General features: G+C 65.6%; 15 protein-coding genes. 4 read left to right on the forward strand and 11 right to left on the reverse strand.

The genetic code is table 11. The features are described 5' to 3' along the window. Positions 1-16: 16 nt before the first annotated feature. The 7 genes from AC3B6A_RS25055 to pip form a co-directional block, all read right to left on the reverse strand. Positions 17-751, reverse strand: a complete 735-nt coding sequence (locus AC3B6A_RS25055) for an amino acid ABC transporter ATP-binding protein (RefSeq protein WP_488399798.1) — start codon at positions 749-751, stop codon at positions 17-19. Beyond that, the gene (locus AC3B6A_RS25060) at positions 744-1,643 is read right to left on the reverse strand and encodes an amino acid ABC transporter permease (protein ID WP_488403702.1); all 900 of its coding nucleotides are present in this window, start codon (positions 1,641-1,643) and stop codon (positions 744-746) included. Before AC3B6A_RS25060 ends, AC3B6A_RS25055 begins: the two co-directional genes overlap by 8 nt. 135 nt (positions 1,644-1,778) lie before the next feature. Further along, on the reverse strand, positions 1,779-2,576 hold the full coding sequence (locus AC3B6A_RS25065; protein ID WP_488399799.1) for a transporter substrate-binding domain-containing protein: 798 nt from the start codon (positions 2,574-2,576) through the stop codon (positions 1,779-1,781). 226 nt (positions 2,577-2,802) lie between these two features. Next, a complete protein-coding gene (mdoH, locus tag AC3B6A_RS25070) occupies positions 2,803-5,379 on the reverse strand; it encodes a glucans biosynthesis glucosyltransferase MdoH (RefSeq protein ID WP_488399800.1) in 2,577 nt (858 codons plus the stop codon). Next, a complete protein-coding gene (locus tag AC3B6A_RS25075; RefSeq protein WP_488403703.1) occupies positions 5,372-6,898 on the reverse strand; it encodes a glucan biosynthesis protein G in 1,527 nt (508 codons plus the stop codon). The genes mdoH and AC3B6A_RS25075 overlap by 8 nt, the downstream gene beginning before the upstream one ends. A 243-nt stretch (positions 6,899-7,141) precedes the next feature. Beyond that, positions 7,142-7,579, reverse strand: a complete 438-nt coding sequence (gene dtd, locus AC3B6A_RS25080; protein WP_488399801.1) for a D-aminoacyl-tRNA deacylase — start codon at positions 7,577-7,579, stop codon at positions 7,142-7,144. After that, entirely contained in the window at positions 7,576-8,547 is a 972-nt protein-coding gene (gene pip / locus AC3B6A_RS25085) for a prolyl aminopeptidase (RefSeq protein WP_488399802.1), read from the reverse strand. The genes dtd and pip overlap by 4 nt, the downstream gene beginning before the upstream one ends. Before the next feature lie 179 nt (positions 8,548-8,726). Between pip and AC3B6A_RS25090 the strand changes: the two genes are divergently transcribed. Then, on the forward strand, positions 8,727-9,155 hold the full coding sequence (locus AC3B6A_RS25090) for a hypothetical protein (RefSeq protein WP_488399803.1): 429 nt from the start codon (positions 8,727-8,729) through the stop codon (positions 9,153-9,155). Next, positions 9,152-9,628, forward strand: a complete 477-nt coding sequence (locus AC3B6A_RS25095) for an NUDIX domain-containing protein (RefSeq protein ID WP_488399804.1) — start codon at positions 9,152-9,154, stop codon at positions 9,626-9,628. Before AC3B6A_RS25090 ends, AC3B6A_RS25095 begins: the two co-directional genes overlap by 4 nt. Positions 9,629-9,633: 5 nt before the next feature. Here the strand turns inward: AC3B6A_RS25095 and AC3B6A_RS25100 are convergent, their stop codons facing one another. The 3 genes from AC3B6A_RS25100 to AC3B6A_RS25110 are packed head-to-tail and all read right to left on the reverse strand — an operon-like array spanning position 9,634 to position 12,188. After that, the gene (locus AC3B6A_RS25100) at positions 9,634-10,533 is read right to left on the reverse strand and encodes a transporter substrate-binding domain-containing protein (RefSeq protein WP_488399805.1); all 900 of its coding nucleotides are present in this window, start codon (positions 10,531-10,533) and stop codon (positions 9,634-9,636) included. 34 nt (positions 10,534-10,567) lie between these two features. Further along, positions 10,568-10,918: a RidA family protein gene (locus tag AC3B6A_RS25105; RefSeq protein WP_488399806.1), complete on the reverse strand. Its 351-nt coding sequence runs from the start codon at positions 10,916-10,918 to the stop codon at positions 10,568-10,570. 25 nt (positions 10,919-10,943) lie between these two features. Next, a complete protein-coding gene (locus AC3B6A_RS25110; RefSeq protein ID WP_488399807.1) occupies positions 10,944-12,188 on the reverse strand; it encodes a D-amino acid dehydrogenase in 1,245 nt (414 codons plus the stop codon). Positions 12,189-12,319: 131 nt separating this feature from the next. Between AC3B6A_RS25110 and AC3B6A_RS25115 the strand changes: the two genes are divergently transcribed. Together AC3B6A_RS25115 and AC3B6A_RS25120 are read left to right on the forward strand one after the other, a co-directional pair. Next, positions 12,320-13,264, forward strand: a complete 945-nt coding sequence (locus AC3B6A_RS25115; RefSeq protein WP_488399808.1) for a LysR family transcriptional regulator — start codon at positions 12,320-12,322, stop codon at positions 13,262-13,264. A gap of 106 nt (positions 13,265-13,370) precedes the next feature. After that, a complete protein-coding gene (locus AC3B6A_RS25120) occupies positions 13,371-14,771 on the forward strand; it encodes a hypothetical protein (RefSeq protein WP_488399809.1) in 1,401 nt (466 codons plus the stop codon). Between the two features lie 147 nt (positions 14,772-14,918). Here the strand turns inward: AC3B6A_RS25120 and hutG are convergent, their stop codons facing one another. Further along, the gene (gene hutG, locus AC3B6A_RS25125; protein WP_488399810.1) at positions 14,919-15,722 is read right to left on the reverse strand and encodes an N-formylglutamate deformylase; all 804 of its coding nucleotides are present in this window, start codon (positions 15,720-15,722) and stop codon (positions 14,919-14,921) included. Positions 15,723-15,731: the final 9 nt, after the last annotated feature.

Below are 15,731 nucleotides of genomic sequence, written 5' to 3' on the forward strand. Positions count from 1 at the left end.
CACAACGGCAGCAGACTCAAAGCACCTGCCGCAGGAAGGTCTGCGCGCGCGGGTCCTTGGGCTGGGCGAAGAACTGCGCGGGCGATGCGTCCTCCAGCAGCTTGCCGTGATCGAAGAACAGCACGCGGTCGGCCACCTCGCGGGCGAAGCCCATTTCGTGGGTCACGCAGACCATGGTCATGCCTTCCTGGGCCAGGGTCTTCATCACATCCAGCACCTCGCCGACCATTTCCGGGTCGAGTGCCGAGGTCGGCTCGTCGAACAGCATCACCTTGGGCTCCATGCACAGCGCGCGGGCGATCGCCACGCGCTGCTGCTGGCCGCCGGAGAGGCGCGAGGGGTATTCGTTGGCCTTCTGCGCGATGCCGACCTTGGCCAGCAGCGCCCGGGCCTTGTCCTCACGCTCGGCCTTGCCGCGCTTGCGCACGACCTTCTGCGCGAGACAGAGGTTTTCCAGCACGGTCATGTGCGGGAACAGGTTGAAGTGCTGGAACACCATGCCGACTTCGCGGCGGTAGGCGTTGATGTCGGTCTTCGGGTTGGCCAGGTCGACGCCGTCTATGCTCACCGAGCCGGAGTCGAACTCTTCGAGGCCGTTCAGGCAGCGCAGGAAGGTGGACTTGCCCGAGCCGGACGGCCCGATCACCACCACCACTTCACCCTTGGCCACGCCGGTGGTCACATCGTCGACTGCGCGGACGGTATGCCCGCGGGTGTCGAAGACCTTGGTCAGGTTGCGGACTTCAATCACTTTGGCCGAGCCTCCGTTCCAGATTCCTCGCCAGGTGCGACAGCGGCAGATTGATCACGAGATAGAGCGCGGCGACGCAGAACCAGATTTCGAAAACGGAGAACGAGGTGGTGATCGCCTCGCGGCCGCTCTTGGTCAGTTCGGTGATGGCGATCACCGAGACCAGCGAGGTGTCCTTGACCAGACCGATGAACTGCCCGGCCAGCGGCGGCAGCACGCGCTTGAAGGCCTGCGGCAGGATCACGTGGCGCATCGACTGCGCGGCGTTCAGGCCGAGGGAACGGGCGGCCTCGTCCTGGCCACGGGCGATGGACTGCACGCCGGCGCGGACGATCTCGGCGACGTAGGCGCCGGTGAACAGCGCCAGCGCCGCCACCCCGGCGAACTCGCGGGAGAGATTCAGCACGGTGCCGATGAAGAAGTAGAAGATGAAGATCTGCACCAGTAGCGGCGTGCCGCGCACCAGCTCGACGTAGAGGGTCGACAGGTCATGCAGGGTCGGGTTCTTCGACAGCCGGCAGAGCCCGGTGAACAGGCCGATCAGCAGGCCGACGGCGCCGGACACGAAGGAAATCCACAGGGTGGTCCACAACCCCCAGGCCAACGGGCCGGCAGCCCAGTGGCGGGTCACGCCGACCACATCGCCCTCGGCGACGTCATCGTTCTCGGCGAACTGCAGGCTGTTGGCGGCAACGGTCAGCAGCTGCTCCTTGCCGTCGTCATCCACCAGGGTGACGCGGGCGTTGTCGCCCTGGGTCTCGATCTTCTCCACTCGCGAGATGCTGTCCGCACGCAGCGACTCTTCCGCCTGGTAGGCGAAATACTGCGGGACGCGGTTCCAGCGCCACTCGTAAGACATCTGCGATGTTGTGTACCAGAAGCCCAGTCCCATCAGCAGCAGGATCAGCCCGGTCAGCCCATGCCAGGGCCAGGTTGCGCGTTTCGTTCTAGCCACGAATCTCTACCGTGAAAATGCGAACGCGCAGGCCGGGGCCTGCGCGTCGGATGAACCAGCGTCGGACGCGGATTACTCCATGTCCTTCAGCCAGTCGGTGCTCTTGAACCACTTGTCGTGCAGACGCTCGTAGGTGCCGTCTTCGTGGATCTGCTTGAGGTAGTTGTTGATGAAGTTGAGCGAATCGTAATCGCCCTTCTTCAGGCCGAAGGCCAGCGGCTCGTAGGTGAACGGCTTGTCCAGGAAGACCAGCTTGCCGGCACCGAACTTGTTGACCGCGACGACGTTGTAGGGCGAGTCGTAGATGAAGGCGTCGGCCTTGCCGTTGACCACGTCCATCACCGCTTCGGGCTCATTGTCGAAGCCGTGGTACTGGGCCTTGGACAGCTGCTTCTTGGCAACGAATTCGCCGGTGGTGCCGATCTTCGAGGTGAGGCGGTACTTCGGATCGTTCAGGTCCTTGTAGGACTTGATCTCGTTTTCCAGGTCCTTGCGGATCAGCAGGGTCTGGCCGACCACGATGAACGGATCGGAGAAGTTCAGGCGCAGGTTGCGTTCCTGGGTCAGGGTCATGCCCGAGCCGATCATGTCGAACTTGTCGGTCAGCAGGGCCGGGATGATGCCGTCGTAGCCGGTGGAGACCAGTTCCAGCTTGACGCCCATGGCCTTGGCCATGGCCTTGAGCAGGTCCACTTCGAAGCCGACGATCTGACCGCGCTTGTTGGTCATCTCGAACGGCATGTAGGTCGGGTCCATGCCCACGCGCAGCGTGCCGCGCTTGACCGCTTCATCGATGGCGCCAGCCTGCGCCGAGGCCACGCCCACCAGGGCGCAGACGCCCATGACCAGCGATGCCAGGTACTTCTTCATCCCCATACTCCCAAGCAAGTGAAAGGTCTTCTTGTTGTCCCCAGATCCCGCGATGCGGCGGGCAAAACGGCATACCGCGCACCGGAAGGGTGCGAAGCGTACCCCATGCGCCGGATATCTCAATCTTTTCTGGATGGCTGGCGCAGGGTACCAGCAGCGCCGCAGCGGGAAAACCGGGAAACTCGCCGCTCGCCCTCGTCCACGGCAGGACGAGGGCGAGCGGGCGTCAGGACTGCGCGGCGGGCAGCGAAATCGCCGCCTGCTCGGCCACCGGCGCCAGCGGCACGGCGGGCGCATGGCTGTCGGCCTGCAGCGATTGCCGCCAATGGCCGATCCATTGCTCCTTGTTGCCCTGCCAGAGCGCTAGGTGCAGGCGCGACAGCGCCACCGGATCGCTCAGCAGCGCCAGGCGCAGACCGCCATCCAGTTGCTCGGGGCTGGCGTCCAGCGCCTTCTGCACGCGCTCGGCGCGCATCGCCTCGATGGACGCGGCCTCGCCGTGGCGCGCCGTGCCCATGGCGCAGGCCAGGGCGTTGAGCACCGGGTCGACGGCGGCGCGGACGAAACCGTCCTTCAGCGCCTGCCAGCGGTTCTGGTAGGTGTACTCGTCGGTGGCGCGCAGCTCGCGCGGGGTGTCGTATTCCTCGGGGATGAGGAACAGCTTCTCGTCGCGCGAGGCCAGGCCGAGCTTGACCCGGCTGCTGATCACCGAGACCGGGATCGACAGCATCAGCGCGCCGACGATGGGCGACAGCCACCACAGGAAGCGCGGGTTCAGCCAGGCCACCAGCAGCGCCCAGCACAGGCCGAGCAGGGTCTGCAGGCCGTGGCGGCGGATCGCCTCGCTCCACGGGGTGTCGTCGTCGTCACGCTGCGGCGACTTCCACTGGGCTTCCCAGCCGAGGAACGCGGCCAGCACGAAGCGGGTGTGGAAGAGCATGCGCACCGGGGCGAGCAGCACCGAGAAGAGCATCTCCAGGAGCATGCTCAGGGTGACCTTGATCACGCCGCCGTAGCCCTTGGCGCCCTTGGCCCAGATCAGCATGACGCTGAGCAGCTTGGGCAGGAACAGCAGGGTCAGGGTGGTGGAGAACAGCGCGATGGCCTTTTCCGGATGCCACTGCGGCCAGATCGGGAACAGCTGGCGCGGCTCCAGGAAGTACTGCGGCTCCATCAGCTGGTGCACTGCCAGCAGCGCGGTGGACAGCACCAGGAAGAAGAACCACAGCGGCGCCGACAGGTAGGACATCACGCCGGTGAGGAACACCGCGCGGTGCACCGGGTGCATGCCCTTGACCAGGAACAGGCGGAAGTTCATCAGGTTGCCGTGGCACCAGCGGCGGTCGCGCTTGAGCTCGTCCAGCAGGTTCGGCGGCAATTCCTCGTAGCTGCCTTCCAGGTCGTAGGCGATCCACACGCCCCAGCCGGCGCGGCGCATCAGCGCGGCTTCGACGAAGTCGTGGGAGAGGATCGCGCCGGCGAAGGAACCCTTGCCCGGCAGCGGCGCCAGGGCGCAGTGCTCGATGAAGGGTTTCACCCGGATGATCGCGTTGTGGCCCCAGTAGTGCGACTCGCCCAGCTGCCAGAAGTGCAGGCCGGCGGTGAACAGCGGGCCATACACGCGGGTGGCGAACTGCTGCATGCGCGCGTACAGGGTATCCATGCCCGACGCCTTGGGCGCGGTCTGGATGATGCCGGCCTCGGGGTTGGCCTCCATCAGGCGCACCAGCTTGGTCAGGCAGTCGCCGCTCATCACGCTGTCGGCGTCCATGACGACCATGTACTTGTACTGGCCGCCCCAGCGGCGGCAGAAGTCGTCGATGTTGCCGCTCTTGCGCTTCACCCGGCGCCGGCGGCGGCGGTAGAAGATGCGGCCGAAGCCCTTGGCCTCGTTGCACAGCTCGATCCAGGCCTTTTCCTCGGCCACGGCGATGTCCGGCTGGTTGGTGTCGCTGAGCACGAAGAAGTCGAAGCGGTCCAGCTCGCCGCTGGCGGCCACCGATTCGTAGGTCGCCCGCAGGCCGGCGAAGACCCGCGGCACATCCTCGTTGCAGATCGGCATGACGATGGCGGTGCGCGCCTCGGCGGCGATCGGCTCGCTGCCGGCGCTGCTGCCGGAGATGCGGTAGCGGTCGCGGCCGGTGAGCAGCTCCCAGAAGCCCATCAGGGCGGTCCAGAAGCCGGCGGACACCCAGCAGAAGAGGATGGCGAACAGCATCAGCACGCCGAACTGGATGACGTAGGGCAGCACCTGCCCCAGGCTCTCCAGCCAGGTCTGGCGGCTGAGCTCTTCCAGGTCGACGAACGCCCAGCCCTGGTAGGGCAGGATGCCTTTCATGTAGTAGGTGGCGACGCTGGTCTGGCCCAGCATCAGCAGCACCAGGATGAACCGGCGCCAGGAGCCGACCCGCTGCCAGCGCGCCTTGGGCAAGTCGCGCGACGGCTTGGACGGATTGCTGCGGCCGGTGAGGCGGCGCCAGGCGCGCATCAGCGGGTTGGTGCGCCAGGGTTCGGGAAGCACCTTGCTGCGCTGGATCGGCGGCGCGGCCTTGAGGTAGGTGCGGCCGTTGTCGTCCATGCCCAGCATCCGGGCGTCGTCCAGTTCCTGGCCGTAGCCGTGGCGCAGGCGCGCGCCGACCGAAGCCAGCGCGGCGTCTTCGTTCTGGGAATCATCGCCAGCGAGCTGCTCGTGCAGCTCGCTGAAGGAACCGGCCCGGGCCAGGCGCTCGCGCTCCGCCGCGGAAAGCGGCAGGTGCGCGAGGTAGTCGGCCACCGGCGCGGTGGTAGCGGTGGAGTTATTCATCGGCAGGCAGCTGGTAGCTCCAGGTTTCGGAAATGGTCTGGCCGCCATTCACCAGCGCGGCGCGCATTTCCGTCGGCTTCTTCGGATCCTTGACCTTGATCCGCAGGGTCAGGCGCCAGCCCTGGGTCACCGCGTTGTAGCGCAGGCTGTTTTCCTTGAGATCGGCATTGTCATCGGTGCTCACCTGGGTGCTCACCGGCGCATCGCCGGCCAGCGCGCGCAGGGTCGGGCCGACGAAGTCGACGACCAGGGCGATGCTGCCATCCGGTTGGCGGATCAGGTTCTTCTGCTTCACGTCGCCGACCGAGCGCATGGTCTGCATGACCCAGGCGGATTGCGGGTCGTGCAGCGCCTCTTCGTCCTTGGTCCAGCGCATGCGGTAGGCGAAGTCCAGCGGCTCGCCGTTCTCCGGGCGCTTCTCGGGGTTCCAGAAGGCGACGATGTTGTCGTTGGTCTCGTCCGGAGTGGGGATTTCCACCAGCTCGACGGTGCCCTTGCCCCAGTCGCCCTGCGGCTCGACCCAGGCGGACGGACGCAGGTCGTAGCGGTCGTCCAGGTCCTCGTAGCGGGAGAACTCGCGGCCGCGCTGCAGCAGGCCGAAGCCTTTCGGGTTCTCGACGCTGTAGGCGCTGACGGACAGGTGTTTCGGGTTGTTCAGCGGACGCCAGATCCACTCGCCGTTGCCGGCATGGATCTGCAGGCCGTTGGAGTCGTGGAGCTGCGGACGGAAGTTGTGCTCCGGGGACGGCTGGTTGGAGCCGAACAGGAACATGCTGGTCAGCGGCGCCAGGCCCAGTTTGGTGACCTTGTCGCGCAGGTACACGCGGGCCTTCACGTCGACCACGGTGTCATTGCCCGGACGGACGATCAGGCGATAGGCGCCGGTGGCGCGCGGCGAATCCAGCAGGGCGAAGATCACCAGGTGTTTGTCGGTGGGCTTGGGACGCTCGATCCAGAACTCGCGGAAGCGCGGGAACTCCTCGCCGGACGGCAGCGCGGTGTCCAGCGCCAGGCCACGGGCGGACAGGCCCCACCACTGGTCCTTGCCGATGACGCGGAAGTAGCTGGCGCCGAGGAAGGTGGCGATCTCGTCCTGCTTTTCCGGGCTGTTGATCGGATAGAGGATGCGGAAGCCGGCGTAACCCAGATCCTTGGTGGCATTGGCGTCGAACTTCAGCGAACCGAAGTCGAAACGCGAGGGATCGTACTTGATTTCCTTGACGCTGGTGGTGGTGACCTCGTTGATCCTCACCGGCGTGTCGAAATGCATGCCCTGGTGATAGAAGCTGATCTTGAACGGCGTCTTTTCACCGGCCCACAAGGCCTTCTCGTTGCGGAAGCGGATCTGCTGGTAGTCAGCGAACTTCATTTCGCTGAATTCCGATGGCAGGTTGCTGGTCGGTGCGCTGTACTTCTCACCCGCCAGAGCCTTGGCCTTCTCGGCCACGTCATCGAGATTGAAAGCCCATGCCTGGCTGGTGCTCAACGCCACGAGGGCGGAGCCGATCAGCACGCGCAGGAATTTGCGTGAAAGAGGTTGTTGAACGGAACGGAAAATCACGAGTCCCCCTCGTCCGTGAACATGAAGCTGATAAGGCCGACAAAAGCGATGCCAAAATGTCGACGATTGAGTTCCGACCCCGGTGAGCATGAATGATTCCCCGCTTTTTTCGACGGGTACTGCAAGCTCCCGGAGCCGCATTGTTCTGTGCGCATATGCCCTAACCATCATCCCACGGCGTTGTGACAGGCTGCCGCGTGTTCAAGCCTCCAGAAGAAAGGTCACCGGCCCGTCATTGACCAGGTGGACCTGCATGTTGGCGCCGAAACGACCGGTGGCGACCAGGGGATGACGGGCTCGCGCCTGTTCCACAAGAAAATCGAACAGCGCGGCGCCCCTTTCCGGTGGCGCCGCGCTGGAAAAACTCGGCCGAAGCCCCTTGCGGGTGTCCGCGGCCAGGGTGAACTGCGATACCAGCAACAAGCCGCCACCGACATCGCTCAACGAAAGGTTCATTTTACCTTCATCGTCGCCAAACACTCGATAGTTAAGCAGCTTGTGCAACAAACGATTGGCCGACTCCTCGCCGTCCAGCGGTTCGACTCCCACCAGGACCAGCAGGCCGTGGTCGATGGCGCCGACCACTTCGCCGTCGACCTCGACGCGGGCGCCGCGCACCCGCTGGATCAGCCCCTTCATTCAGCCTCCGGCGGGAGGTTCAGCAGACGGCGGCCGATTTCGTTGGTCGCGCGCACCAGCGCGTCGGTGATGCCCGGCTCGCTGGCCGCGTGGCCGGCGTCGCGGACGATCTGCAGTTCGCTGTTGGGCCAGGCCTTGTGCAGCGCCCAGGCGTTGTCCAGCGGGCAGACCATGTCATAGCGGCCGTGCACGATCACCCCCGGCAGGTGGGCGATCTTGTGCATGTCGCGCAGCAGCTGGTCCGGCTCGAGGAAGGAGGCGTTGACGAAATAGTGGTTCTCGATGCGGGCGATGGACAACGCGCGGTGCGGATCGGAGAAGCGGTCGACCACCGCCGGGTTCGGCCGCAGCGTGGCGGTGCGCCCCTCCCAGGTGGACCAGGCGCGGGCGGCGTGCATCTGGGCGATCTGGTCCGGGCCAGTCAGGCGGCGATGGAAGGCGTGCAGCAGGTCGCCGTGCTCGTCCGCTGGGATCGGCGCCAGGTAATCCTCCCAGTAGTCCGGGAACAGGCGGCTGGCGCCCTCCTGGTAGAACCAGTGAATCTCCTGCTCCCGGCACAGGAAGATGCCGCGCAGGATCAGCGCCAGCACGCGCTCGGGGTGGGCCTGGGCGTAGGCCAGCGACAGGGTCGAGCCCCAGGAGCCGCCGAACAGCACCCACTTGTCGATGCCCAGCTGCTCGCGGATGCGCTCGATGTCCGCCACCAGGTGCCAGGTGGTGTTGTTCTCCAGGCTCGCGTAGGGCGTGGAGCGGCCGCAGCCGCGCTGGTCGAAGGTGACGATGCGGTACAGGTTCGGATCGAAGAAGCGCCGCGACAGCGCGTCACAACCGGCGCCCGGTCCGCCATGGACGAACAGCACCGGCAACCCGTCGGGCATGCCGCTTTCATCCACATAAAGGACGTGCGGCCCCTCGACGGCCAGTTCATGGCGGGCGTAAGGCTTGATTTCCGGATACAAAGATTGCATGGCGCGCTCCTGGATCAGTGCGTACGGTCACTCCCGGACCAGTAACCATCCTAGGGCCTGTGGGTGCCTTGCAGGTAGTCGCGTTGCCGCAGCGCGCGCCCCTGTTCGAGTCACCGGCCCCCGAGGTGTCGGGCATGATACCCGGCCCGGAGAAAAACCCATAAAGGAGTTAATCTGCCATGCCACAGAAGTTGCTTCTTTCCCTGTTTCTGCTGGGTTTCCTGCTGACCGGCTGCGGCCGCGAAGACCCACGCGTGCAACTCGACGCCGCCGTCCAGCAATTGCAAGACAACCTGGAAGCCAAGAATAGCGGGGCGGTGATGGAACAGCTGCACGCCGGCTTCCGCGCCAACGGCGAATTCGACCGCGACTGGGCGCGGCGCACCATGGCGCTGATGTTCCTGCGCCACCAGCAGATCAAGGTGATCGTCCTGAGCAGCACCAGCCAGCTCGACCCGACCTATTCCAATCGCGGGCGCACCGAGGCGCAGGTCGCCCTCACCGGCGCCGAGAACCTGATCCCCGACAGCGCCGCGCACTACGCGGTGAAACTGGAATGGTGGCGCGACGGCGGCGACTGGAAGCTGGCGCGGCTGGACTGGCAATGACTTCCCCCCTGCAACACCGCATCCGCGCCGCCGGCCTGCTGGTGCGCAATGACGAGATCCTGCTGGTACGCCACGAGGTCGGTGGTGACCTGTACTGGATTCCGCCGGGCGGCGGCTTCGAGTCGGACAAGGACCAATCCACTCGCGACACGGTGCGCCGCGAATGCTTCGAAGAAACGGGGCTTGCCGTGGAAGTCGGCCCGCTGGTGTATGTCCGCGAGTTCGCCGAACCGCTGGCCGGACGCTTCCACATGGAGCTGTTCTACCGCGTGGATGCCTGGACGGGAGACGTCAGCCTGGACAACCTGCGCGGCCTGGGCGGCGACGAGTTCGATATCCGCGACGTGGCCTGGGTGCCGCGCACGGAGTTGCCGCACCTGCCCTCCTTCTATCCCGCCGAATTGCTCGAAGACGTCTGGGAGCGCCTGGCCGAGGCGCAACCGCTGATCCGCCACCTCGGCCTGCAGCGCTAGCGGGTTTACTGCACCGGCTCGCTGGTGGGCTTGGCGATGATCGCCCGCAACTCGGCCGTCATGGGGAATTCCAGGTTGAGGTTCTTCGGCGGGATCGGCTGTTCGAACCAGCGCTGGTAGATGCCCTTGATCTCGCCGGAGGCATACAGGTCGGCCAGGGCCTGGTTGACCAGGACAAGGAACTGCGGATCGTCGCGGCGCACCATGCAGGCGTAGATCTCCCGCGACTGCGGTTCGCCCACCACCACCCACTGGTGCGGATCGCGCGCCTTGGCCCGCTCGCCATAGAGCAGCGCGTCGTCCATATAGAAGGCCACCGCGCGGCCGGACTGCAGCATGAGGAAGGCTTCGCCATGATCCTTGGCGCTGACCACGTTCATGCCCAGCTTATGCTCGGCGTTATAAGCCTTGAGGTAACGCTCGTTGGTGGTGCCGGCGGTGGTCACCACGTTCTTGCCCTTGAGATCGTCGAAGCCCTGGATGCCGCTGTCCTTGGCGGTCAGCAACTGACCCTTCACGTAGATGAAGCCATAGGAGAAGGCGACCTGTTTCATGCGCTCGGCGGTGACGCCGGTGGAGCCGCACTCCAGGTCGACAGTGCCGTTCTGCACCAGCGGGATGCGCGTCTGCGAAGTCACCAGGTTGTATTTCACCGCAAGATCGGGCTTGTCGAGCTTCTGCTTGATGCGCTCGACCACCTTGCCGGCCAGTTCCACCGAGTAGCCCATGGGCTGGCCGCTGTTGTCGCCCAGATAGGAAAACGGCACCGAGGCGTCGCGATAACCCAGGGTTATCGAGCCGCGATCGGCGACTTTCTTCAGCGTGCCGTCCAGCGCTTCGTTCGCCTGCGCCAGCGCGCAGACCAGGCTGGACGCCGCCAGCATTCCCAGTGCGATTCGTTTCATGGGTTCGCTCCCTCTTGTTGTTGTGAGTCGTAGTTCAAGGCCGTGCGGCGATTATCGTGATTTCCACCAGCACTGGCGGTCGCGCCAGCAGCGCCTGCACCGTGGTGCGGGTCGGCGCGCAGCCATCGGGCAGCCAGGCGGACCAGACGCCGTTCATGGCTTCGAAGTCGGCGGCGATGTCCTTGAGGTAGATGGTCGCGCTGAGGACGTTCGCCTTGTCGGTGCCGGCCTCGGCCAGCAGCGCATCGATCTTCGCCAGCACCTCGCGGGTCTGGCCCTGGATATCGGTAGCCTGACCGGGCACCTGTCCGGAGAGGAACACCAGCGAGCCGAAGACCATAGCGCCGGAAAGGCGGTCATTGGTGGCGATGCGTGTGAGTTGCATGGTGGGGTCTCCTGATCCGATGGAATCAACCGGCCAGACGCTCGGGTGTCAGGCCAGTGGTGTCGATAGCCGGCCGGTGCCCGGCGATCTGCGTGGCGATCAGTTGGGCGCTGCCGCAGGCCAGGGTGAAGCCCAGCGCGCCGTGGCCGAGATTGAGCCACAGGCCGCGCGGCCCACAGGCGCCCACCAGGGGCACGCCGGTGGGCGTGGCCGGGCGCATACCGGCCCATTCGATGGCGGCGGCATAGTCGCAGGCGTCGGGCAGCGTTTGCGCCGCCTGCTGGCGGATCAGCGCAAGGCGCTTGGGCTCCAGACGCGGGTCGAAGCCGACGATGTCGACCATGGCAGCAATGCGCAGGCGGTCGCCGATGCGCGCGTAGACCACCTTGCGGTCGTAGTCGGTGAGGCTCACGTCCGGCGCATGGTCGCTGGCGCGGATCGGCGCGGTCAGGCTATAGCCCTTGAGCGGATAGAGCGGCAGGCGCGGCCCGCCCGGCAGCAGCGCGGCGCTGCGATAGCCGGCGGCGAGCACGACATGATCGGCCTCCAAGCTCCTCACCCCCGCCTCCACGCCGGCCACGACGCCGTTGCGCAGGATCAGCCGGGACGCTGGATGACCATAGAGAATCCGGCAGCGGCTGGATGCCTCAAGCCGCTCGACCAGCCGCTGGCAGAACAGGAAGCAGTCGGCGACCTCCTCGTCCGGCGTATGGATGCCACCGACGAAGGGCGCGCGCTCCAGCGCCGGGTCCAGTTCGCGGCACTGCTGGGCCGAGAGCACGAACTGCGCGGAAGGATCGGACAGGCTCTGCCGCGCGTTGCGGAAGCTGCCCTCGTCGCGGAAGGCCACCAGCTTGCCGTTGCGCCGCCAGTCGAATCCGTCCAGCCCATCCTCGCGCCACTGCGCCAGCGTGGCCTGGCTGAACAGCGCGAGGCGCAGAAGGTGTTTCGCGTTGGCCTGGTTCACCGAGCGCCGGCAAGCGGCGGTGAACGCCAGCAGCCAGCGCCATTGCGCCGGGTCCAGACGCGGGCGCAGGCGCAGCGGCGAGTCCCCGCGCAGCAGCCAGCCCAACGCCTGCTGCGGCACGCCGGCATCGGCGAGCGGCGCAACGTAGCGGTAGGACAACTGGCCGCCATTGGCGAAGCTGGTCTCCAACCCAGCCTGATCCCGCGCCTCCAGCACGGTGACGTCGAAGCCTTCGAGGACCAGCGCATGAGCCGTGGCCAGTCCGACCACGCCCGCGCCTATGATGCAAACCCGCCGTGCCATTGCCGCCTCACTGCCCTTCCAATCCTGGCCTCGACCTTAGTCCCGGGTGACAGGCGGCGAACAATGAATAAACATGGGCAACCCATAACCTTGCGTTATACACATCGGTTAGCCACCCAGGGGAGACGCCCATGCGCCTGCGCCATATCGAAGTGTTCCAGGCCATTCGTGAGACCGGGTCGGTCAGCGGCGCCGCGCAATTGCTGCACGTCTCGCAGCCGGCCGTGACCAAGGTGCTGCAGCACGCCGAACAGCAACTGGGCTTCCCGCTGTTCCTGCGCGTGCGCGGCAAGCTGCAGGCGACCCCCGAAGCGCTGGAGCTCGAACGCGAAGTGGCCAAGGTCAGCGAAAGCCTGCAGGGCGTCCGGCGCCTGGCGCAAAGCCTGCGCGGCCAGCCGGAGAACCGCCTGCGTGTGGGCGCCACGCCGGCCATGGCGCTGTCGCTGCTGCCGCCGGTGATCCGCGAATGGACCGACCGCTACCCGCAGAGCAGCTGCGAACTGGCCACCCAGCACTCCCGCGAACTGGTGCAGAACCTGCTGATGCGCGAGCTCGACCTCGCCCTGACCCTGCAGCAGACCGACCACCCCGGCCTGCGCTCGCAGCCCATCGCCAGCGGCCCGCTGGTCGCCCTGGCGCCGCGCGGCCACTGGCCGGCGGACCGCCTGGGCCTGCCGCTGACGCTGGACGAACTGGCCGGCGAGCCGATGATCGGGCTGTCCACCTCCGACCCGCTGTCCGCGCGGCTGGAAGGCCATCTGGCGAACGTCGAACCGCCGCCGCGCGTGCGCATCGCGGTGCAGACCTATGCGCTGGCACGCACACTGGTGGAAGCGGGAACAGGATTGGCGCTGGTCGACCCCTTCACCGCACTGGGTGCGGACGAACGCCTGACGGTGCAGCGAACCCTGTCACCCACCGTGAAGGTGACGCTCTACGCCCTGACCCGCGCCGACGAAACGCCGCCGCACACCCAGGCGTTGCTGCTGGAGATGCTGGTGCGGCATGCCGAGGCTCAGTTGGCCAGAACCGCTCCCCAGGCTCAGGGCGACAGGATTCCTGAAGAGGGATCCTGATGCCAGTAGTTGGCCTCAATTGCTGCACATCATTGTCACAAATACGGAATTGCCCAAACCTTACGTGCCCCAGACGGGGCCGAACTCCAATCTGAAAGGACTCTCCATGGCCCAACTTCGCCCGCTACTCCTCTCGCCGCTGCTCCTTGCTCTCGGCGCCTGCGCCACTTTTCCCTCCGCCACGAAACAGCCCACGGATTCACTGGACAAGCTGGTAACCGATTCCGCTGCTCCCGCCAATATCATTGAGAACAGTGTTTTGCGTACAGAGACGGAAGTCGCGCTCGCCCTGCGCCTGCCCCGCGCCACCTTGCAGCTTCAGGTTCGCTGCTCAGGCGATAGCGCCAGTTGGCTATATATCGATACCCCCAATCGCATGTACGGGGTGGGCAAGTCGCAATATCGCGGACCGATAGCACTGACAGCCAAAACCGCCAGGACTCTACGGGACTTGCCCCAGATACAGCAGGCCTGCGCACAGGCTCCGGACTGGCGAAAACTGGGGAGCTTCGAAAACAACGCCCAAGGGCAGATTCTTCTGGACATTGCCAGCCTGAAACCACGGACCGATGGCAGCCTGCGCCTCTGGGCAGCTTTCGACTCCCCATCGCTGGCTTACGATCCCCCCTATCAGGCGCCTTACGGCAGCAAAGTCGAACAGCTTGAAGTCAATTGCCAGCGGAGCACCTACACATGGGTAGCCGGATATGACCTCGACCAACTGCAACGAGTCACCGATGGTCGCATTGAGGGAACCCCGAGTACACAGCCCTTCACCTCCGCCTCCGCCGATTACCGCACCATCCTGCAAGCCGCTTGTAAACCAAGCGCACAGCTATCCAGCTTGGCGCGCGCGGAAAAGCGTGACAAACCTGCTCCGGATCTGGAAAACCAACCCACATTAGAAGCGGGCATCGTTCATAGTGTGGCATCCCTCGGACTCACCGCGCCCAAGCAATCTCTGACTTACCTTCGTACTGAAGGCACCTCAACCTTCAAGGGCGAAACCAAGCCATTGACCGAGGAGTTCTGGATCCAGCCAGGTGAAGTACCGGGGCTGCTACGGATCAAGCAGTTGGGTTCAGGCTACGTCGCGCAGAAAACCAGCTTCATGGGCATGGTGGAACTCAGCAGCGTCACTCACTTCAGCGGCGCAGCGCAGGGGACTCATGTGGTGGAGAAACTGGAATTGGAAGGGAACTGGAAGCAGTTACCGGTCGGCGAGCACCTCGCCTATCGGGTCACTCAACGCGACACTTTCAGCATGACGGGCCAATCCCGATTCGACCAGGAAACCCGCTGCGACGTTACCCGAGAACTGGCCGCCGCTGAATTGAACCTGCAACTCACCGGCCGAGCCAAGGAGATCAAGTGTTCAGTGGTCGACGACGAGTACAAGCGCATCGACACCCGCTACTACTTGGAAGACTACGGCCTGGTTTTCAGCCAGGGAGACAGTCGCAACGAGTTCTACTACTCGGACTCGCACATCACCCGCTTCCGCTGAGCTGAGCAGCGACACCGAGAAGCAACTGGTGCAACACCGCTTCAAATGAAAAGACAGCCCCCTGCCGCCCCGGGGAAGCGCCGCCGGGATGCGTGGTCCGGCGGCGCCGCGCCGACAGTCCCGGAGCGGCAGGAAGCTGCGTAAAACTCAGCGCCCGTAGCGCTCGCGGCCCCAGGCGATGAAGGTTTCCAGCATGCGGCGGATCACCTGGGCGGTGGGGCCGGCCAGGTCCTCGCGGTAGCCGAAGGGCGCCTGCTCGTCCATGTAGTTGCACTGCGCCAGTTCCAGCTGCACCGCGTGCACGTCCTGCTGCGGCTGGCCGTAGTGGCGGGTGATGTGGCCGCCCTTGAAGCGTCCGTTGAGGATATGGCGGTACGCCGGCGCCCCCGCACACACCGCCACCAGGCGCTCGGCCAGTTGCGGGTCGCAGCTCGCGCCGCTGTTGGTGCCGATGTTGAAGTCCGGCAGCTTGCCATCGAACAGGTGCGGGATGTGCGAGCGGATCGAGTGCGCATCCCACAGCAGCGCGTAGCCGAACTCGGCCTTCAGGCGCGCCAGTTCATCGGCCAGGGTCTGGTGATAGGGCGTCCAGACTTCGGCGAGGTAACGGGCGCGCTCCTCGGGCGACGGCGCCAAGCCGTCCTTGAACAGCGGGCGGCCGTCGAACAGGGTGTCGGGGTAGAGGCCGGTGGTGGCGGTGCTGTACAGCGGCTTGTCGTCGGCCGGGCGGTTGAGGTCGATGACGTAGCGCGAGTAGCCGGCGGCCAGGGTGCTGGCGCCCAGTTCCTCGGCGAAGGCGTAGAGCTGCGGGATGTGCCAGTCGGTGTCGGCCAGTTCGCGGGCGTCGTCGACGAGGCCGGCTTCCACCGCCGGGGTCAGGCGCAGGCCGGGGTGAGGCATGCTGATCAAGAGCGGCACGCGGCCGCGTTTGAATTCGAGAACGTTATCCATGGGTAGCTA

The organism is Pseudomonas sp. B12(2026) (assembly GCF_057767015.1).